The organism is Maledivibacter halophilus, assembly GCF_900167445.1.
GTDB lineage: Bacteria > Bacillota > Clostridia > Peptostreptococcales > Caminicellaceae > Maledivibacter > Maledivibacter halophilus.
The window spans coordinates 1-19,658 of the sequence record NZ_FUZT01000006.1 but is presented as its reverse complement, the minus strand read 5'-3'; the positions used below and the strand labels follow the sequence as shown (position 1 = coordinate 19,658).

The 19,658-nt window shown below is 34.4% G+C and carries 28 protein-coding genes; 3 read left to right on the top strand and 25 right to left on the bottom strand.

The features are described 5' to 3' along the window. Positions 1-6: 6 nt before the first annotated feature. From B5X81_RS12125 to B5X81_RS12010, 24 genes are all read right to left on the bottom strand, one after another. The gene (locus B5X81_RS12125; RefSeq protein ID WP_079491537.1) at positions 7-906 is read right to left on the bottom strand and encodes a Mu-like prophage major head subunit gpT family protein; all 900 of its coding nucleotides are present in this window, start codon (positions 904-906) and stop codon (positions 7-9) included. A 25-nt stretch (positions 907-931) separates the two neighbouring features. Then, positions 932-1,333: a hypothetical protein gene (locus tag B5X81_RS12120; protein ID WP_079491539.1), complete on the bottom strand. Its 402-nt coding sequence runs from the start codon at positions 1,331-1,333 to the stop codon at positions 932-934. Continuing rightward, positions 1,333-2,349 carry a phage protease gene (locus B5X81_RS12115; RefSeq protein WP_244282056.1) on the bottom strand — a complete coding sequence of 339 codons (1,017 nt, stop codon included), beginning with the start codon at positions 2,347-2,349 and terminating at the stop codon, positions 1,333-1,335. Before B5X81_RS12115 ends, B5X81_RS12120 begins: the two co-directional genes overlap by 1 nt. Positions 2,350-2,559: 210 nt before the next feature. Beyond that, positions 2,560-3,291, bottom strand: a complete 732-nt coding sequence (locus B5X81_RS12110) for a phage head morphogenesis protein (protein ID WP_079491541.1) — start codon at positions 3,289-3,291, stop codon at positions 2,560-2,562. Then, positions 3,266-4,846, bottom strand: a complete 1,581-nt coding sequence (locus B5X81_RS12105) for a DUF935 domain-containing protein (protein ID WP_079491543.1) — start codon at positions 4,844-4,846, stop codon at positions 3,266-3,268. The genes B5X81_RS12110 and B5X81_RS12105 overlap by 26 nt, the downstream gene beginning before the upstream one ends. A 10-nt stretch (positions 4,847-4,856) precedes the next feature. Beyond that, the gene (terL, locus tag B5X81_RS12100) at positions 4,857-6,623 is read right to left on the bottom strand and encodes a phage terminase large subunit (protein ID WP_079491545.1); all 1,767 of its coding nucleotides are present in this window, start codon (positions 6,621-6,623) and stop codon (positions 4,857-4,859) included. After that, positions 6,616-7,179 (bottom strand): phage protein Gp27 family protein, encoded by a 564-nt coding sequence (locus B5X81_RS12095; protein WP_079491547.1) that lies wholly within the window; start codon positions 7,177-7,179, stop codon positions 6,616-6,618. Before B5X81_RS12095 ends, terL begins: the two co-directional genes overlap by 8 nt. Beyond that, positions 7,179-7,493: a hypothetical protein gene (locus tag B5X81_RS12090; RefSeq protein WP_079491549.1), complete on the bottom strand. Its 315-nt coding sequence runs from the start codon at positions 7,491-7,493 to the stop codon at positions 7,179-7,181. The genes B5X81_RS12095 and B5X81_RS12090 overlap by 1 nt, the downstream gene beginning before the upstream one ends. After that, positions 7,486-7,815 (bottom strand): hypothetical protein, encoded by a 330-nt coding sequence (locus B5X81_RS12085; protein WP_079491551.1) that lies wholly within the window; start codon positions 7,813-7,815, stop codon positions 7,486-7,488. The genes B5X81_RS12090 and B5X81_RS12085 overlap by 8 nt, the downstream gene beginning before the upstream one ends. Further along, complete coding sequence (locus B5X81_RS12080; RefSeq protein WP_079491553.1) at positions 7,805-8,257, bottom strand: hypothetical protein; 453 nt, start codon at positions 8,255-8,257, stop codon at positions 7,805-7,807. Before B5X81_RS12080 ends, B5X81_RS12085 begins: the two co-directional genes overlap by 11 nt. Before the next feature lie 119 nt (positions 8,258-8,376). Then, complete coding sequence (locus B5X81_RS12075; protein WP_170917365.1) at positions 8,377-8,697, bottom strand: Mor transcription activator family protein; 321 nt, start codon at positions 8,695-8,697, stop codon at positions 8,377-8,379. Between the two features lie 34 nt (positions 8,698-8,731). Then, positions 8,732-9,457: an N-acetylmuramoyl-L-alanine amidase gene (locus tag B5X81_RS12070; RefSeq protein ID WP_079491557.1), complete on the bottom strand. Its 726-nt coding sequence runs from the start codon at positions 9,455-9,457 to the stop codon at positions 8,732-8,734. Positions 9,458-9,471: 14 nt separating this feature from the next. Further along, positions 9,472-9,867: a hypothetical protein gene (locus B5X81_RS12065; protein WP_079491559.1), complete on the bottom strand. Its 396-nt coding sequence runs from the start codon at positions 9,865-9,867 to the stop codon at positions 9,472-9,474. Between the two features lie 21 nt (positions 9,868-9,888). Beyond that, on the bottom strand, positions 9,889-10,149 hold the full coding sequence (locus tag B5X81_RS12060) for a hypothetical protein (protein WP_079491560.1): 261 nt from the start codon (positions 10,147-10,149) through the stop codon (positions 9,889-9,891). A gap of 25 nt (positions 10,150-10,174) precedes the next feature. Further along, positions 10,175-10,600: a hypothetical protein gene (locus B5X81_RS28115; protein ID WP_244282057.1), complete on the bottom strand. Its 426-nt coding sequence runs from the start codon at positions 10,598-10,600 to the stop codon at positions 10,175-10,177. A 123-nt stretch (positions 10,601-10,723) separates the two neighbouring features. Continuing rightward, positions 10,724-11,131: a regulatory protein GemA gene (locus B5X81_RS12050; RefSeq protein WP_079491562.1), complete on the bottom strand. Its 408-nt coding sequence runs from the start codon at positions 11,129-11,131 to the stop codon at positions 10,724-10,726. An 11-nt stretch (positions 11,132-11,142) separates the two neighbouring features. Then, complete coding sequence (locus tag B5X81_RS12045; protein WP_079491563.1) at positions 11,143-11,634, bottom strand: host-nuclease inhibitor Gam family protein; 492 nt, start codon at positions 11,632-11,634, stop codon at positions 11,143-11,145. A 24-nt stretch (positions 11,635-11,658) separates the two neighbouring features. After that, complete coding sequence (locus B5X81_RS12040; protein ID WP_079491565.1) at positions 11,659-11,886, bottom strand: hypothetical protein; 228 nt, start codon at positions 11,884-11,886, stop codon at positions 11,659-11,661. Beyond that, entirely contained in the window at positions 11,886-12,083 is a 198-nt protein-coding gene (locus tag B5X81_RS12035) for a hypothetical protein (RefSeq protein WP_079491566.1), read from the bottom strand. Before B5X81_RS12035 ends, B5X81_RS12040 begins: the two co-directional genes overlap by 1 nt. 15 nt (positions 12,084-12,098) lie before the next feature. After that, the gene (locus B5X81_RS12030; RefSeq protein ID WP_079491568.1) at positions 12,099-13,058 is read right to left on the bottom strand and encodes an AAA family ATPase; all 960 of its coding nucleotides are present in this window, start codon (positions 13,056-13,058) and stop codon (positions 12,099-12,101) included. 36 nt (positions 13,059-13,094) lie between these two features. After that, entirely contained in the window at positions 13,095-15,140 is a 2,046-nt protein-coding gene (locus tag B5X81_RS12025) for a Mu transposase C-terminal domain-containing protein (protein WP_079491569.1), read from the bottom strand. Between the two features lie 121 nt (positions 15,141-15,261). Next, a complete protein-coding gene (locus B5X81_RS12020; RefSeq protein ID WP_079491571.1) occupies positions 15,262-15,591 on the bottom strand; it encodes a hypothetical protein in 330 nt (109 codons plus the stop codon). After that, a complete protein-coding gene (locus B5X81_RS12015; protein WP_079491572.1) occupies positions 15,592-15,813 on the bottom strand; it encodes a helix-turn-helix domain-containing protein in 222 nt (73 codons plus the stop codon). 57 nt (positions 15,814-15,870) lie between these two features. Next, on the bottom strand, positions 15,871-16,263 hold the full coding sequence (locus B5X81_RS12010) for a BC1881 family protein (RefSeq protein ID WP_079491574.1): 393 nt from the start codon (positions 16,261-16,263) through the stop codon (positions 15,871-15,873). 96 nt (positions 16,264-16,359) lie between these two features. Between B5X81_RS12010 and B5X81_RS12005 the strand changes: the two genes are divergently transcribed. Continuing rightward, complete coding sequence (locus B5X81_RS12005) at positions 16,360-16,935, top strand: hypothetical protein (RefSeq protein WP_079491575.1); 576 nt, start codon at positions 16,360-16,362, stop codon at positions 16,933-16,935. Here the strand turns inward: B5X81_RS12005 and B5X81_RS12000 are convergent. After that, positions 16,932-17,318 (bottom strand): hypothetical protein, encoded by a 387-nt coding sequence (locus B5X81_RS12000; protein WP_079491577.1) that lies wholly within the window; start codon positions 17,316-17,318, stop codon positions 16,932-16,934. The two genes, B5X81_RS12005 and B5X81_RS12000, sit on opposite strands and share 4 nt — an antisense overlap. Before the next feature lie 189 nt (positions 17,319-17,507). Between B5X81_RS12000 and B5X81_RS28765 the strand changes: the two genes are divergently transcribed. Continuing rightward, positions 17,508-17,639 (top strand): zinc ribbon-containing protein, encoded by a 132-nt coding sequence (locus B5X81_RS28765; protein ID WP_079491578.1) that lies wholly within the window; start codon positions 17,508-17,510, stop codon positions 17,637-17,639. A gap of 742 nt (positions 17,640-18,381) precedes the next feature. Further along, on the top strand, positions 18,382-19,041 hold the full coding sequence (locus tag B5X81_RS11985; protein WP_170917366.1) for a helix-turn-helix domain-containing protein: 660 nt from the start codon (positions 18,382-18,384) through the stop codon (positions 19,039-19,041). The last annotated feature ends 617 nt before the right edge of the window (positions 19,042-19,658 follow it).

Here is a 19,658-nt window from a genome sequence, read left to right as displayed (position 1 = left end):
CACATCCTATAATGGTTTGTCTTCTTCACCAGTAGAACCAAAGGCAAGCTGCCACAATCCATAGCCAGCATTATCCCTGGAGTCAGCTCCATAGATATACTTTTTATTCATAAATACATTGGTGTCACTTTCTTTGGTCATTGATACAAATTTAGGCTTCTTTCTCTGCTGGAATATCGTTGGCCTTACTGGCCTTGATACATCTAGTAGGAACCAAGCAGTAGGATTGATTGAAAGTTCAGGAGCAATTAAAAGCTCAGCTGATCCTTTATATATATTTGTTGTGCCTTCAATTTGCTCAGAATATAATATTCTTCTAGCTTGGCTCTCAAGCTGTGGTGGCACCACTAAAAGATTTGGAGTTACCTTTAAAGGTTTCCCTCGGTCGTCCTTAAAACTCATCATTGAAGCTCTGGCATCGCCATAGGTTTCAAGAGTAAGCTTATATGTGCTTTTGTTACTTTGAGAACCGCTTTTACCTTCCTTATGATCATCAGCAAAAAAAGCTTTCTTATCGTAACATTTGTTAGTAAATCCATTTATTAATAAGGGAAAAACCAGCTCATCAGGATGCATAGCAGCAGAATTACCCATCTCTTGAATTATTGGTCTGTATACTCCGATGCTGTCATCTTCAATGTCATTTCTATCTACTGATACAGTTACTTCAAAATCCTTGTTCTTGATTTCATAATCGTAGGCTGATAAATTTTGAATAACTCTATCGCTTATCCACTCCTTCATGCGTGGAACCTTTCCAAGCCATTTATAGCTTTCCTTGGCTGTACTAGATGGAATCACAGTGGCAATTTTTGTATATAATGGCTTCGCATTTTCAAAAGCCTTGTTATAAATCACCCTGAAATTTGTGTATATACTTTGTAAAACCTGTTGATTAACAAGCATTTTTCATTCCTCCTAAATTATAAATTTATTCTATTTCAACCCATACGCCATAGGTATCAACTGCAATTACTTTTCCTGCTATAGACCTTGAAGAAGATCCATCCGATGATGATACTGTCTCATCATCAACAATATAGCAGTTTGAAAGCACATGAGACTGTAAAACTGGATCATTTTGATCATTCTCAAACCTAAAGCAGCCCCTTTTAACTTTTACAGTGGCATCTCCATCTTGCCCTTCGGTATTATCAACATATTCTTCAGCCCTTCCTGCTGCTGTGAGTCCCACGCTTTCTGACCCTGGAACAGCATATCCTGAGGCTAAGGTTATAAGTGACCCTTCAAATATTCTGATTCCTGCCTTTACTGGAAGTACCAAGCAGCTTACTTGTCTTTCTGGAGTATTTCTTCCTGCTGCAAGTGCCATTATTTATCATCCTTTCCATACTTTTCAATGTCCTCTTGGCTGACTCCAAGCATTTTGTTGACACTTATCTCTTCAGCACTACTTTTTATTTTTGTTTTATCGTCATCGCCTCCACCAATTTCATCAAGGGGAACTACCTGTGGGGCTGTATCGATAAACTTTTTGAATCCAGAAGGATCTTTAAGGGCTATTTCTTCAGCCCATTCTTTTTGTGCCGGTGTGATCTTTCCTGTGCTTAAAGCCATCTTTACTAATTCATCACTTTCATTTTTTTCAATCTTTTCCTTCAGCTTGTTGAACTCACTAACTGAAACATACCCAGCAGGATTTTTCAATGCAATGATTTTGCCTTTTACATCATCAAGAGTGGATCCTTCATTAAGATCTAAAGCTTCAAGGACTTCCTTGCTTGCAATTGTTTCTGTTTCTTCCTTTTCATTTGAAGCTTCGCTAAGCTTTTTAATAGCTTCAAATATTTGTTCTTCTGTTGAATCTTCTGATAATCCTAATAGCTGTGCTAATTTCTTTAAAAATTCCATTTCTTTATTTCCTCCTTCTAGATCAATATCTAAACTATTTATAATAGGCTCCATGCCATCTATAGCCGGAGTATTGGTCAGTGCAATAGAGTGTAGCACCGTGGCTCTATCATCGGTTTTCCTCTTAAAAATCACTGGAGAAAGATATCTATATTCCTTATTAGCAAGGTACCCTTTAGCCTTATCAGTCCACTTCACCCTTGCCATAATACCTTTTTCTGTGTACTCTATATCCTTTACCCAACCAGCAGCAGGAGCTTGAACTCCTTCAAGGGTTTGATGCTCATAATCCACTACAACATCAATCTTTCTATCCTTGAAATAGTTGTACATACACTTAAAGCTTTCTTTATCAACCTTAAAGGGCCCTTTTCTAGACTTAACTAGCCCCAATGGAAGTATTTTGATTTTTTCAGGAATCCCATCTATATCTATACTATTTGCTATTATGAAAAAACCTCTGTTTTTCATTTTCATCTATAATCACCTGTAAATTATATTTTTGTATAGCGTTACAACCCCGTTACCTTGCGTTATTTTGCGTTACCAGTATAGGAAAGGTGTATTACTATTATTTGGTAACTTTTTCTTTAAATAAGGGCCTTTAAACGGATGATTTATGTATATTTCTATTTCTATTTGGAAATACTATCAAGTTACGCTTAAATTTATTAGTATTTTCAACCGTTACAAGCTTTTATCCATTCTTTTTTTATAGGCCTTTTCTAAAGCCATAGGATATTTTGAAAGTTCAGGCTCAAAAACTGTTTTTGCTGGATTAGTCTCAAAACCTTTATCGGGGATTAGGTTTCTTAAAACACCACCCTTAGGCTCTACCATAACTGGAATTTCAGTTTCAATCTTAAGACCTTTCAATTCAACCTGTCTTTTAGATAATGTTGATACACTACATCTGCATCTATAGCCATTTGGAGGATACCATGTGTCCCATATTTCATGATCAGCGGGATACACTTTTCCATCCATTGCTAAATGTGTAGGTCTGCTTCTTCTGTCATTTACCGCATCATATATCCAGTAGGGCCTCGCCTTTAAAGTTTCAGGCTTTGTCATCTGCTTATAGTGGCCAACATTATATGCAGTCTGAATATTTGTTCTGAAGATATTATCTGCTTGATAGGGGGTTATTCCCTCATAACCCTTCCTAGCAAGAAAATCATTCATCCTGTTTTTAAATTCCCCTGAAGTTATTCCATCCTTAAGGGCTTTCACTAATTCATCCTTAAACTTTTTGAGAATTTCTAAGGATGTATAACCTGATACAGTAAAGGCTTTTGTTTTATAATCTTCTTTTATCGAATAGAATTCCCCTGAAGTTACTGGTATCTTCTCTTTAAAATATTCTATAGCTTCTTCAAAGTTCAGGGGCTTATTAATTATCTTTTGGATGTTCAGCATTCTCTCTCATCCTTCCAAGAATATCAGCTGCAAACATTACCCTGTGAAGAAGCTCCTCGAGCTCTTGATTATCCATTTCCTTATATAGCTTCTCAACAATTTTAAAATCTTCTAATTTCTTTTTCATGCCCTCAAGGGAATCAGATTCATCCATAAGCTTTTCTAGGGGCTTAAATATTTCCCTAAATATTTTGATGCTTTCTATAGTGGCACCATCTGCGAGGGCATCAATTTTTTTTTGATATTCTACAGATATGGGATTTTTATTAACCTTAGTTTTATTAGCTATTATTTGACCAGGAATTTCTTTCATAGCTAAACTATTATTAGGCTTTGCTATTATCTGTCCTGGCTCTGGCTTAGGTATCCCAAATTTTTCATATATATGCTCTATGGATATTGGAAGCCCTATATCATTTATCAGTTTCGCATAGGTGTTTGCATTTTTTTCTTGATCCTCTGGAGGTTCGCAGTGAAATTTAATATAGGGTAAGCGTTCTGCTGTACCAAAATTAAATAAACAAAGAGGCTTTATTAAATCTCTTTTTAAGGTTTGAGCTAAAGCCTTGCAGTCAGCCTCTATAAGATCTTGTCGTACCTCTCCGTGGGTTTTGGATGCAGCATAGGAGCCACTACTTCCAACTTCACTTGTCAGTGTTTGCCCTAGTATAGCCTTTGACATTTCAGCATTACAAAATTTAGCCAATCTTTCATAAATGTCCGCAGAAGCTGTTTTATTTGATTCGATAAATTCTATAAGTGTGCTATCTGGGATTATTCCAGCAGCATCACTGCCAAGCATCATAAGAGCTTCCATCAGAGCGTTTTTGTCTTCTTCAGTTGTTGAAGAATTATATTTACCTAGTCTAAGGGGCATCCCAAAGACTTCGCAAAAAGCAACCCAATCCTTTATGTCATAGTTCTTAAATAGATACATCCATGCTGCAACTCTTAAAATTCCCGCCTTACTCGGATGACCAGAACGGGCTTTATATCTATGAATTATAAATTTATTTTTAGGAAGCTTTATTCCGCTGGGTTCTTTATCGGTTCTGACCTTCATTGCGTCATGTTCATCCCAGAAGAATTTTTTTTGATGTCTCCACTTTATCTCATCAACCAATACATTGTTATTCTTAAGTTTCCACATTATTTCACCAACAGCAAAGCCTTTGCCTATTGCATCAAGCAGATCTATAAATACATCCTCTAGTGACTCTATATTCGATATAGCATCTGTAATGAATTCGGCAATCTTTTTGTCTCTCTCATCATCAGAGAAGGGGAGTATATCATAATCTATGCCAATTACTGCGTTTTTCCTTGTCTGAAGCTGTGAGAATAAATGCAAGTCTTTACCTTCAATTTCTTCAAATAGCTCCATTTGTCTATAGACATCACCAGTATCAGCTTCTTTAAATATTTGAGCTAATCTAACTGGAGTAAGACCATCTGAAGGGTATTCACTGTATTTATCGTAAATTCCAGCCACTGCTATTTCTCTTTGTATTGGTTTTTTAGAGCTTATTCTTTTTCCGTATTGATCTAATATCATATTTGCACCTCTAATAAGCACCTTTTTTGAATCTTAAAGCTCTTTTAATAACTGTTTTATAATCAGTTTTAGTTATTCCAGATATTTTTTCAGCTAACTTAATACACATTTCCAAGCCATCTGGGCCATCATCATTGGCTCCCATTGGATACTCCTTAAGTTGTTTAAGAAGGGTTTTAAGTCTTGGATTGAATTTTACATATTTGTTTTTAATATATGGTTGTATGCTTCGTATTCTCATATCTTTATTAGATACACTTTGTATTTCTTCTATCGGGAAATATTCCCCCGATTTAGCACTTTCCTTTGCAAGGACATCCTTAAAAAAGTGTTGGAATTGATTTGTTTCAACTCCAAATTTGGTATATCCTTTACCAAAGTCACGTTTATATCTTTTTTGACTTTCTATAGCATCACTTATGATTACATCAGGATGTCTTTTTTCTATACTCGCTTCAAATACATACATGTATCCAGTTCTTATGTTCTTGGCTATGGCTATAATAGCTGAAGTATCACTTCTTTTGTTTTTGCCTAAGGATGGATCTATACATCCAACTATTATAAAATCTTTGTCTGAAAAATCTATCTCGACTTCGTTATAGTAATCAAACCATTCATCATTGAATATTTTATTATCAGGATCAATAGGTTCGTTTTGAATTTCAGAATTAAAGCTTGCTTCACCCTCTGAAATTTTCATGATCATAAGATCATAATAGCTAAGTTTTTCTTCCCAGAGTACCTGAACTCCCTCAAGCATTTCTTCTTTATTAGCTTTAAAGAACTGTTTAGCATCTTTTTTTCTGTTGGGATTTTCTAGGTTTACATAGATTTTTTCCCATTCATCCCAAAGGCTTTGATTTTTAGCAAAGGATAAAACACCCTTGTATTTTATACATTCATATTCTGGGTTTTCTAATACCTTTGCTAGTAAACTGTCGTAGTGGAGAAGGGTTCCAATGTAAACTATATCTGTATAAGTATCTCCAGCTTTAGATACTGCTTTGTAATACCAATTAGCCAGTTTCCTTCTTTGTTCTGGTGTATTTACATTTTCATCATTTTCTATATCGTCCAGAATAATTAAATCTGGTCTCCAATTTCTATTTTTACGTCCTCTGATTTTTTTGCCAGATCCTATTGCTTCGACTTTTATGTTTGTTTTTGTTTTAAAATGACTGTCAGTCCATTTCTTGCCCTTGAGATTGCCAAAGTCTTCTAGGATAAGGGGGTTTTCTTCAAGTTCTATTTTTATATCCCCAAGAAATCCTTCGGCCTGCTCGCTTGAATCTGAAAGTATTATAATGTAATGCTTATACTCGTAAAGTATGGCATGTATTGAGTTTTTAAATGTAAATGTGGTTGATTTTGCATGACCCCTTGGAGCTGCTATCCCATGTTTACAGCCTTTAGCCCTAGATATTTTTTTCTTGGACTTGGTAGATAGGGGATTATTTTTTTTCAAAACTCCAGTAAGCCATATGTCATTTAGCTCTCTGTGGAACTTTGGGCAAGTTCTTGTAAAATAGTGGCTTAAATAAGCTCTGCCAAAATATTCAAGGTCTATTGCCCCTAGTTTCTTTCTAAGTCCATCTTTTCCTTCTAAGGGTTCGCCTCTTTGATATGCCCTTAAAAGCTTTTGTCTATAGTCCCTAAAACTATCATTAATCACTGTGTATTCTAAAAAAAGCTTTCTTTGGTCTTCTTCAAAATTAATAGCTTCTATATTCTCTTCAATATCTAGTTTCCTTATATAATCATCAATATTAATCATCGCTTATCATCCTAGCTTTAGCTTTTTCAAGAAGCTTTTTAAGCTCTCCAGCAAGCAGTGCATCTCCTTTGATGACTGTCCATATATCTTCTTCTAATTTTTCAAAGGCTAAATCTATTCTTTGTTTCATATCTTGTTTGACTTTTTCCTTGTAAACTTTTGTCCTGCTAAGAGCCACAATTAACCTTCCCGCCTTATCTAAAGGCATTGCATCGAATTCTTCCTGGGCTGTGGCAAGTTTTTCTGTAAGCCCACCCATGAGCATTTGCATTGTCGCTTCAGTATAATCTACATCAGGGTTATTTTTAACTACATTTACCAAAGCCTTCGCTTGCTCTTGGGCCTCAATAAGTCTTTTTGTTGCATTATTGGTTCTAAGGGCGTACCTTCCAACCGCTGACTTTGATATGTCATAACCTTGTTCCTTTAGGAATTGAGATATTTCAAGGTATGTGTATCTTGTATCGGAGATTTGTTCATTTACTTTTTCTTTTAGATTTTCAGGAAGCTCATCAATCTTAGATCTTATTCTAGTTCGCTTTCTTTGCTTTGCCACTAAATATCAACCCCTGGATCATTAGTAGTTCCTTCTACAAGGTCTACTCCTTTCGATGTAAGTTTTATCATTGCATCATTCATGTAAGCTGTATAGGATGTGATTTTTTCATCGGTATATTCAATATACTTTTTCTCATGCAAGTAATCTAAATAGCCGGATATGTCAGGGGAAATTATAATAGCATCCCTCATCATTAGGTTTACAAGTTGTCTGCATAATAGTCGATTGTGATGTCCCTTTACTAAAGATCGAATTATATATCCTCTTATAGCTTTGTTTTTGTCAGCGATTTGCTTTTCCTGTTCAATCATTTTTTTGCCCTCCTTTGCTGATTGTGAAATCAAGTATTTTGTCTAATTTTCTATCTATACCTGTCATTTTTTTATCTACTGCATTCATGGCTGCCGCATGATCCTCCCTTGTTGTGTAAATGAAGGGTAAATCACTTTTTAAATTATTGAATTCCTTATTCATTAGGTCAACTCTTTCCATGAGATCATTTTCTATGTTTTCAATTTTAGATTCGTTTTTCTCTATTTTCTTGTTTAAGTCAGTTAGGGTTTTTTTTAGGAAAAATATTATTATCCCAACACCAGCTGTAGTTACACCTTGTAAAAAGGTATTAAAGGTCATGGGGTACCTCTTTTAAATCTTTAACTTTCTTTACTTTTTCTTCAATAGTATTCAATATATATGTTTCTGCATCTCCAAGTGTACTTTCTAAGGCATCTAAGTATTCTGGTTCAAGGATGTCTATTATCTCGTTATATGCAACTACAGCTAAGTCTTCAAGTTTTTCTTTGTCGATTTTCCCTCCCTTTACCAACTGCCTTAGATTTTTTGCACTGACTTCTTCAATTTTATTTACTGTCTTAAAAGCCACATCTTCAAGTCTATCAAGGGCAGTCCAAAGAATATCTCTTTGCTTTTCCTCTTCTATTCTTTGCGTTTCTATTTTTACTTTTTTTGTTGCTCTTTGGATGTACAATGTTGCATAGGCACCCCCTAAAGTAACCAGTCCTAACACCACATTCAATAATACATTTGTTATAGTTCCTTGCATTTCACTTAACATTCCTTTCACCCCTTAATTTTGGAAAATAAAAAAATCATAGCACAAGGAATAATCTTCCTTATACTATGATTCTATTGGTTTTTCTCAAAATAGTCGTCCAAAACTATTTGTCAAATTATTTAATCAAACATACTTATTTGGCCTTTAAGGGGCTTGTTTCTAATTTGTTTCATTTTTTCTTTGCAAATCTGCCTAATACGTTCTTCAGATAACATGTATTGCTTGGCTAACTCTCTTTGATTATACCCATTAAATTTTTCTCTTATTTCCTTATCTCTGCGATCTAGCACCAGGGATTTAATTATTGGAAAATATATTCTACTTCCTCCAAAAATCTTCGCAAGCTTTATTGTATTTTCCAGTCCAATTTCATCAACAATGCTAGAATATGGCTCTCCAAGGTCATTAATTTGTATTTGGTTTATTAGTTTTTTATTCAATGACCCCACCACCTTTACAATACATCAAATTGATTTATTTTTCAAGCCTTTCTATTCTTTCTAAAATTCTACATATCACCGCTGCCATTTCATCCCATGTAACTTCTTCGCTGCTATCATGACTGCTGTCGATGATTTTTTTTTGAGAAAGCTCATTTATATATATCTCTCCCCAACGTTCGGTCCAGGGATTTTTAAATTCTATATCAAAGTATTCACAAGCAGTTTTCCCTATCGCTAAGGCACACTTTTTTTGAAACTCAAGTGATTTTAATAGGTTTTCCCTTTCATGCTTATTTGTAAAATACCCATGTTCCATAAGGATAAAAGGGCAATTAGTTCTTCTGACTATATGGAAATCAGTCCATGTTCTAGGAATGCATGCCCGAATCCCTCTGCTTTTGTTTGGTAGTGTTTCATCGGCATATTTAAGCCACTTCAATGCAAGAACTTTTCCTTTTGGTGAAGTGTGCCAGTAAAAGGCATGATGTCCAGCAACATCTTCGTCGGAGGCTGCATCTGCATGAATGCTGAAGCCGATATCACATTTTTCTTTATTTATATTACTGCTCCTTATTTTTAAAGGAACTTCTTTTGAGTCAAAGGGCTGTGATAGGTATACCTCAAATCCATTATGCTCAAGTATTTCCTTAGCGAGTTTCCCTACTTCATTGTTAAAACTAAACTCTGCAAAATCTCCTATACCTTTGCTTGGGGGGTAAGTGTCTATTCCATGTCCCACATCAATAGCTATTTTCATTTTATATCTCCTTCCTATAGTTTTATTATAGGTGCAATTATCTTTTCATACATGTCCATAGGTTTATACTTGGTTTCTCCTTTATCTTTTAAATCTTGGTGGAATTTCTTTATTTCAAGTGCCAATTTTAAAGCTTTCAAGACACCCACCTGCTCAGGTGATACCTTTGGCTTTACTTCAGATTCAACCATCGGTAGCATCCAGCTAATAGCTTCAAACAAGTGAGGTATATCTGAGTAGGCTTTGAAATCTTTTTGAAATTCTTCAACAGTTTCTTTGGCAAATTTGCTTCGGTTGAGTCTCGGCTTTGTTGGAGGAATCGCTCCTTCTTCTCTTAGTTTTTTGCGAATTTTAGCCCGTTCATTTTTTTCTTTTTGAGTCATTTTTTTATACTTTTTCTTTTTTGCCATATATCCACCTTCTTAATTTTGTTAAATTTCTTTGTTTAACTTCTCTAATAAGTGTTTAGCTTTTTTAAGCTGTTGGTGTCTTCGATGTTTCAGTTTCTCTTTCACAGCATTTATAAGCATATTGCAGTCATAGTAGGTTGACCAAAAATTGATTTCGAAATTTTTATCTAAAAAGTAACTGCAATTCATGGAATTAGGTCTTCCATCAACCACAACATTCTCGTTTTCGCATACACATTGATTTTCAAAATGCCAATTACATTTTTGATTATCACATCTCATTTTTCTACCCTCTTTCTTAGGCTTTTTAATTGCTATACCTTAATCCTCCTAAGTCTGTTGTAGTTTTTAAAGCACAAACCGTACAAACGCCAGCCACATTCTTGTTTTTCAATACTTTTCTTGCAATATCACTTTCCCAACAGGATTTACCACATATAGGGCATGTAACAAGTTTCCAATCATCACGTGGATTAGTATTATCTTTTAGAGGTAGACAAATATATCTTTCAATTCTTTTGACTTCGCCTGATTCTTCGGCTAGGGCGTGCTTCAAAATAAGATCACTTGACCATTTGCTAGTGCTGGAAAAATTCCTTGTATTTTTGTAATCGGTTCTAATTATTCGGGGCTTTCTTTTTCTTATAAAGCTTTCTATTGCATATCCAATACCTGTCCTAAAAACTTTAACATATGCATCTTTACCTTTTCTTACCCAGATTAATTCCTTCATACAAAACCTCCTAGCTTTGTTTTTTATCCTTACAAACACCATCTTCGCTTATATAAACAACTTCCAAAGTGCAAAATCCATTTTTATTGTTTTTGCAATTTCTTTTGTCACACCTTGTAACTCTCATTCTTTGCCTCCTTGTCTATCTAAAACTTTTTTAAGGCCTTCTATAAGATTTGAGGCCTGATCAAACTTAAGCCACTGAAGCTTTTCGACTTTATAAAATTTTCTTGTAAATCCTAGCAGTCTTTTAGGATTGTCATTCCAGCCCAGCTGCTTTTCAAGGGCTCGTATTTTTCTTATTTGTTTGTCTGTGGCCATACCTGGTCTAGCTCTCGCTTTTTCCTTCATATTGATTAACACAGCTATAACTCTGTTAAGTTGTCTTGTTGTAAGCTCTCTCATGCTATCCTTACCAGTTTCTCTTATTATGATGGAGTAAAGGGTTTCATCATCCAAGCCTAGCTCCTTTGATTTAGCAAGACCCCAGATACTTCTAATCTGAGGTCTACTTTTTTTAGTCCTTGCCATATTATCACGTCCTACGCCTTGAGCTTTTCTTTGTCAACTTCGTACCAGAATACATCTTCTACCTTTTTGCTCGCTCCAATCTTCGCTATATCTGCATCAGTATATTTCTTAAGCACATCCTTGTTTACGCTTTCCTTGATCTTGATGCAATCTACCATGCCAAAACTTTTAAGATTTCTTATAATGTTGTCAACCTTTCTTAAAACAATCTTTGTGCTTTTCCTAAATCCAGTTTTGCCAAAATTCAGGAACTTTGTTTTACCCTTTAGGTCAGCTCTGTTGGATTCAACAAAATTCTTAACCTGCTTTTCAAGGGTTTTAATACTCTCTTTGTAGGGTTTTGCATCCATTTCTGCTTCAAGCTTTACATCTGAAATCCTTCGATTCATTTCACCCTGGATCTTTTCAATCTCAATTTCACATTCAGCTATTTCTTTGAGATTTAAATTTACATCATCCCAGCTTTTAAGAACTGGTTCATCTGGTATTCTTACTCTTGCCATTTTCTCATCCCCCTTTAGCTTCATTTAATTTTCTATGCTTGGAAATATTGCACGTCCATTTTCGCAGTGTATGTATATATCATAGTTTGTATAGTTTTCATAAGCTTCTTCTAGCTTCATTTTGTCAAGATCCTTCTTGACCTCGTAATTCTTACTTATAAAATTAAGAACTATTTCAATAGCTTCTCTCTTACTTTCAACGCCTGCTTCAAAGGAGTTGAAGGCAAGATTCAATGTTTCGGTTAGGCCCATTAAACCGCCTCCTTCTTGTTTTTCAAGGTCACATTTTCTATAACTACGTTTTCCCTTTCCCAATATTTTCTTATGTTGCAGTATCCTTCACCTGTTTCAAGGTTCACTTCAACCAATGGATCTTTAAACTCAAGTCTTTTGTCTTTGCTGAGACTTGAGTTTATTATAAATAAGCCTTTATCAAGATCATATGCCATTTAGATTTCCTCCCTTTAATAAAGAAGCTTATAATTTTTAGCATCTTTTACTATATCCCTAGTGATTTCTCCATCTTCAGCAGATTCAAGACATAATTCTAGTATTTCAATAAAGTTTCCAAGTCCTCCATGTTTAACATCAATAGCCAGTGCAACAAGCAGATTCTCGGCTTCTTTAGTTACTTTATATTGCTTTAAAAGACTTCTGACCTCTTTTTCTTTAATGCCTATAAGCTTCATCATGTATTTTCTACGGTAAAGCTGGGCTAAATTGTCTTTTCCATTTCCTCTTGTTAATATGTCTTCAAGCTCATGGGTGCCACATAAAATTATAGGCACCTTAGTGTTATCCCATATTTTTCTAAGTATTTCAAATTTGTCTACATCCCATTTTTTGAGATATTCTGCCTCATCAATTATGAACATAAGCTTTTTATTCTTCAATGCCCTTATGAGCTGCTGAATCCTTTTATAATTTGAGCCTCGTTTAAGCTCTATGCCACACTCTTCAGCCATTATTTCAAGAAGATCCTTCATCCTCATGCTTGAAAAGGCTTCTATATATACAGCACCTGGCGTTCTCTCAACATACTCTTTAACAGCTGTTGTCTTGCCAGTACCAGGATATCCAATTATCACTCCCATTTTCCTTCTCATTCTCATATCTTCGCAAAAGCCGAGTATTCCTTTGAATTCTGTAGTAGGGAAGAGCTGTATTTCTTGGCTGTATTCAACAGCTTCGCTAGCCTTGTAATATCCAGTCAAAAAGCTTCTAAGCTTTTTTTCTAGTTCATCGCTTGTTTTTCCATGATTTACAAATTGGGATACTAAGGACCTACTTACTCCTATTTGCTCTGCAATTTCCGAAAATGGTATCCCTTCAACTTCTTTGATTCTTTTTATCTGTTCAATTATTTCTTCTTTGTTTGCATTGAAAATGTCACTTTCTGGTTGAAGTTTTAAAACTGTATTCATAAAATTTCCTCCCTTTGCAAATTAAATTGCGAATTTCTATATAACATTTGGACGTTTAAGTACCGATTCACCGGTTTTAATAAATCTTTTCTTTGCAGGGTTTTTCTTGTTTTCTTTATTTTCATCTTTTTTAAGGGCTTTTAGCTCTTTATCATAATCCTTCATAGCCTTCTCATATTCCAACACAGTTATATTTCCCTTTAGGCCTTCAACTATTTCTCCTGTCAGGGTATTAGCACTTGATTTTTTAGGCTTAGGCTTACTTTTACCTGTAAGCTCTGCAATTCTTTCTTTAACTTCTCGTTCTTGTTTTCTTTGATTCGATACATGGTTAGATACTTTTTCTTCATCTTCAAATACCATTTTAAGCTTTTCCTTTACTGAAGCTGCACAGATATATTTTCCTTCATGGGTTACGATAATAACGTCTTTATTCTCTCTATTGAATTTTATTTTGACCCACTGACCAATTAAATGTTTTAGCTCAATATTCCAATAAATCTTGTTATCAAACCTTATACCTTGAGTAGATATCTTACGTTTTTCACTTTCCATTTTGCATATACCAAGGACTGCCCAGCTAGGTTTGTCGTATCTTGCTTTTTCCTTCTCCATATAAAGCTCCATTGGCGTTTTTCCTCCATAGCCGCCATGGGGTGTATTATGATATTCTTTTAAGACTATATTTACAAACCATTCCTTCAACTCGTCTAAAGTCCACAGTTTATTATGCTTTATCAGCCTTTTTAAATCCTTTGCAAAGGTTTCAGGTCTTTCTTCAGGATCAGTTCCGCACCACCCTGGTATTTCTCTAACATATTTGTCAGAAAAAGTGCCAAAGAACCTTTCGACGGGCTTCACCCAGCCGTGATAGGCTTTAGCGTGTATATTGCCAACCTTTAGCTGTTTTAATAATCCTTCTGTTTCTAGGTTATATTCTATAGCGTTAGCATATTTTTTCTCTATTATTTTCCCGCCCTCGAAGGCATGGGATCTATAATCCTTACCATTATCGGTATACACTACCTTTGGAACTCCCCAAAAGGGAAAGTCCTTTTTTTCTTGTATGCCATATATAAAGGCTTCAGCTATGGTTCTACTATTTGGCTGCATCGTGATGCACCACCCCACCATGCACCCTGTGGCTATATCGTACCAAGCGGTAAGCCAGGGTCTAGCCACATTGCCATCTTTATCAACCGCAAAGGCGTTGAATCTATAATGATCTCCAAACCAACACTCGTTTACAATTTCTGGCTTTTTTCTATCAGCTTTATGCATAAAGTTTGCTTCCCAATATTTTTTGCCACGTCTTGCATAGGCCACTATTTCTTCAGGTATGGAATTCAAAATTCTACTTGCAGACTTAGAACATTTTGAATACTTCATTCCCTTTTTATTTTCTTTCTTGCAAGTTTCTATAACATAGCCCTGGGCCTCAAGTTTTTTTCTAAGTTTTGACCCTTGATTAAATCTACATTTATCGCATGCTTCACTTCCAAGCCTTTCAGCTTCCTTAACCATTTTTTCATAGGAGGCTGTCTTGGTTCTTCTTATAGGTGTTAGGTAATAGGATTTCATTAGCATTTCTGCTTCTAGACAAAAGCTCATGCTTTTACCTTTGTTGCTTTTTTCCTTTTTCATAAGGCCAGCCAAACCATTTTTTTCATAATCCTTTATCCAGTTGTAAAGGGTTCTAAAGCCTATTTCATTTTCCTTTGCCAGCTTTTTTCTAAGCTTTGTAACATTTTCATCAATACTTAAAGCTCTTTGCACAAGCTCGTATTTTTTAAGCAGTTTATGCATCCCTTCTTCGCCATGCTTTTCTCTATATGAAGCCAAATCAGCATCTATATTGATTTCCTCTGTGCATCCTATTTCCCTTGCCCCACTTATTTTTTCAAAATATTTTATTTGGGCTTCGGGTGGAAGGGAAGAGAGGTCTACTAAATATATCTTTAGGTTTTTTTCATTTATTACTTCTTTAACTTCAATCCTTCCAAGGCTTATTCTCCTCCTAATTGTGCTTTCGTCTACGCCGCAAATTTCAGCAGCGTTTTGTGTTGATATCCAATGCTTCACTCTATCCCTCCTTAGAAATTTATGATATAATGAGGGGAGAGAATATATCTAAAAGGCTTTTAGAGAGTCGCTTTGGGGTGCTCCCTTTTTATTTGCCCTTAGGATATATTCTTCTTTCGTTTTATGCTGTTTTCTCAGCTTCACTTGAATTTCCCTCAGTAAGACTTGTATATTTCTTTGCACATTCTTCTCTTTCATGCATGATTTTCATTTTAAGATCCTTTATGGCACTGATTTTACTGCTCATTTCAAGGAGGGTATTCCTTATTTCCTTAAGAAGCTTTTCTTCCTTTTCTTCTATTAGCTTAAAGGTTTCTCCCAGCTCTCTTTCCTTGCTTGCCAAAAACTTTATTTCCATTTCCTTATCCATGTCCAGTGAGCTTATTTTATTCAGATAGTCAGCTATATCTCTAATTTGACTTTCAAAGCTAAATCCAGTCATTTTCCCCAATTATACTACCTCCTTAAGATTTTCTATTTTGGTTTCAAGCTTAAGTATGCTTCCTATTTCATCTAAATATTTAAGTCCTTGTTTTTCTCCTCTTAGTACATCTGCTAAATAGCTTTCACTTACTCCTAAGTCATTAGCAAGCTCTTTTTGAGTCATATTTAGCTCTATTAATCTTTTTTTAACCTTGATACCAAAGCTTGTAAGTTTTCTTTTGCACTTCATGATGTCGCCCCCTTATTGTTACAAAAGTGATATGTTTTCTTTAGTTTTTATTGCTTTTTATTGTGCATTTCTTATTACTAATACAACAGCTGGTCCCCATTCCTTTATATGTTTATTGTCTCCTCTAAATTTAAATTGCTGTTCCTTTTTCATTTTTGCTATGGTTACATGCTTTCTGGATTGCAGCTCCTTGATAAGCTCAGTTGTTTTGTAATCCTTTAGCTTTTTACCAAAACCAAGCATAGTTTTATCGTCCTCCTTTTTATCTTTTGGCTTCTTAAAGGCTTTGGCCTTGCAGAGAAATGTTTTCCCTTCATATACATTGATAAAGCTATTGTCCTGGGAAGTCATCACATAAACTTGCTCCCCTATATATGTCTTTAGTAAATCATTCCAATACATCTTGCCTTTGTACCTGATCCCTTTATAAGTGACATTTCTTCTATCCATGCAATTCCTCCAATAAATATATTTACCTTTTCCTTTCTCTAGTGTTAAAATATAGATGCGAGTATTTTCCTAACACTTAAAAAAGGAGGTGAGCTTGTGGATGATGTTCAAGTTTGCAGAGAAATTTTGAAATTATTAAACCAATTTGCCAATGAACATGGGCTTAATCGATATGGATTTGGCCCTAAGTACTTCTTAGAAAATTTAAATATTCCAGAAAATCAATTGAAAGTAAATATTGATTTTTTAGAAGAAGAAGGCTATATTAAACTTCTCAAAGCTTTAGGTTCACATTTTAAAGCAGCACGACTAACAAGTCGTGGAAAAAAATTGTTTATGAATCCTTCTGAGTTTAATAGAGCTTTTCCAGCAACATCTATTACTTATATAAATGGCAACAACAATATCACAGGTAATAATGTGAGTGTAAATAATAGCTTTAATAAAATAGACAAAGCAATTGAAGCATCTGATTTAGATGATAATTTAAAAAATGAAATCAAAGATTTAGTAATCGATTTAATTAACGACATAAATAGTAAGAAGTTAGACGATAACAAACTTAAAAATTTTTTCTCAAATATTATTGCCAAAACAAGTCAAAAAGCTGTTCCTGAAATTGCCACAAGCATTATAAAGAGTTTATTAGCTTATTTTAATATTTCTTCCTAGAATATTGCTGAATCTTCTGCATATAATTTATATTTTTCAAGATTTTTTAAAATTTTTTCTATCTTAAATTTGCAGTCTTCAACTTCAAGATACAGTCTTGGCACACTTTCAATCTTGCAGTAAGATTCAGTCTCTTTTTTCTCCAATCTTATAATTCGTGATTCTAGCTCTGCTCTAAGCTTTGAAGCAAGTCTTTTATATTCTAACAATTCACTTTTCAAAACAAATTTATCAGTATTAATAGAGTCTTCTCCTCCAGCTGTTTCATTCATGACATTATAGAAGATATCTAAGGCTTCGTCATAGGCCAATCCATAACTATCCCCAAAAGACTTTATTGTATAAAAAACTTCTTTTCTCAAAGCTTCTTTAGTAAGTGTCATCTGACTTACCACCTTTCTTTATTTACTTTTCAAAGAACAATTCTCTGACACATGGGGAATTCATAAGACCCAGTACGGTTTTTACTGTTTTTACCGCCAAACATAACCAGTATTTTGTAATTACCTTCCTATAGTGTTAAAATATAGTTGTTAACACTTTTAAAACACCACAGAAAGGGGGATTTCACTATGCCAACAACTGGCGAAAAACCAGGTATAGGTACATATACTTGTACAAATTGTGGACAAACTGTTCACTTAGATGACAACTCTGATACTTTGCCACCATGTCCTAGCTGTGACGGTACTGACTTTAGATAGTAGTTCTCCGTCACAAATTCTTTAATCGCTTCATCTGTGTAGCCAAAGACTTTACCTAAAACCCAATGATCAAAAACTGTCTTTGGCTTCTCAGGTAAGCTCTTAATAACTTCCACTAAATACTCATCTTTGTATATCCATAAAGTAGCCCATTCATCAGTCAAGCATTTAGCATAGGTTCTTAAATTAAAACTTTCTTCAATATACTTTGCAGCAGCAGTAATTTGAGATGTTTTTATTGGAATTATAGCTGCTGGCTTACCTCGCATTACCATGTAACAATATGCAATTATTTCTCCTTTTAGCAAATCGTTTAAACTTTTCAAAACATCACCTTTGCCATCCTAATCCCTAACCAATTTTGATACAGGCTCCTACTGTCTCATATCCCTATGGGCTGGTTCTAGGATTAAACGATTGTTTATTTTTATCAGCAGCACCACCGACAATGAACTTGTCCTTGAAGAGAATGCTATGTATAGATAATTCCGATGGAGGGAATTATTAGATTAGAGTTTTTTATATGTCAAATTATTTTTGACACAATACATATGTTTGGTTAACTACACCTATGAAATTATGATAAACTTAAGGTGTAGAAATTCACTTGATAATTATATTATATGTTCATATAAGAACATTGTCAATAGTATTATGTTCTTATACGAGAAAAAATATTAAAATATTTCTTATAAGAACATATTTTGGTTCTTATAAGAACTTAAAGGAAAGGAGATTTCATTTGAACACTCTTGGAGATAGATTGAAATACCTTAGAAAACTTCATAATATTAAGCAGCAAGATTTATCCAATGCAACTAATATTTCAAGAAGTAATATAAGTAAAATAGAAAACAATTCATTGAGCCCTACAGCGACTGCAATTATAGCACTTTCAAATTTTTTTAGAGTGTCAACGGATTGGCTTTTAATCGGAAAAGAAGATACGTTTAATAAGGCTAAAGAGGGTAGTGCAGAATATTTTATAGAAAACTATACAATAGATGGTAAGCCAGCTGATCCTTCAAATATATTTAATCCCCAAAGGAAAACTTTATTAAAGCAAATATGGGAAACTTTTGTTACTCTAATTAAAGAAGAGTCAAATGTAAATATGAATAAAAATACCCCAGACCAAACATATGGCGTATTTGCTATAAAAAATGATTTTCCCGATCTTTACAAAGAAATAAAAGCTATCAAAGAATTAGGAGCAGTAGATAATATATATATAAAAGAAATAGTGGAACTTTTAAAAGAGTTACCTCCATCTGAGCTGAAGGAAATTAAAAATTACGTAAATTATAGGCTTCAAAGTTACAATGAAGCGAATAAAAAGGGAGAGTCATCGACTTTCACGCATGGCGAAGAAACCGCTACTCTAGATGATGCTACAGCTTGATTTTTTTATCCTCAAAAAGTGAAGAACTTCACTAATATTTTTTATCTTGCAATAGTGAAGTTCTTCACTAAATAAACATAAAAAAAACAAGCACCGGTTTGATATGCTCAAAATGATAAATGTTAATTGTCATTTGATATCAGGTTCTTGTAAAAATTGTGGTTATTTTCCAAATTTAAATCTTGAATTATTTCCACTTTTTTATTTAAATTTAATGCACGCTTAAAAAAATTCTTTCAATCTATAAAACTCAGTATTTTCAATACTTATACCTATGCACGCTTAACCCTTAAAAAATGCACGCTTAAAATTCCAATTTTTATGATATACTATAGCCAAGGTAAAAAACTTGTTAACACACTTTAACGCTGATTAGTTCTAATACTGACGGTACACGTTACAAAGCGTTTTATTGTAACGTTAAATTCGTTAACAGCAGCATGTCTCGTTCAAAAACTGCCGATCAGCTAGATGGTTTTGCAATTATTCGTGTCCATCGCCTCTTAAATCCTATCTCTAGCTAAATCGTTCTTTCTCTTGTAATCCCAATATATCCCACGGTTTATTATTTTATCTTTTCCCTTCGGGGGTTTTGCAGTTTAACTTGTCTCTCTACA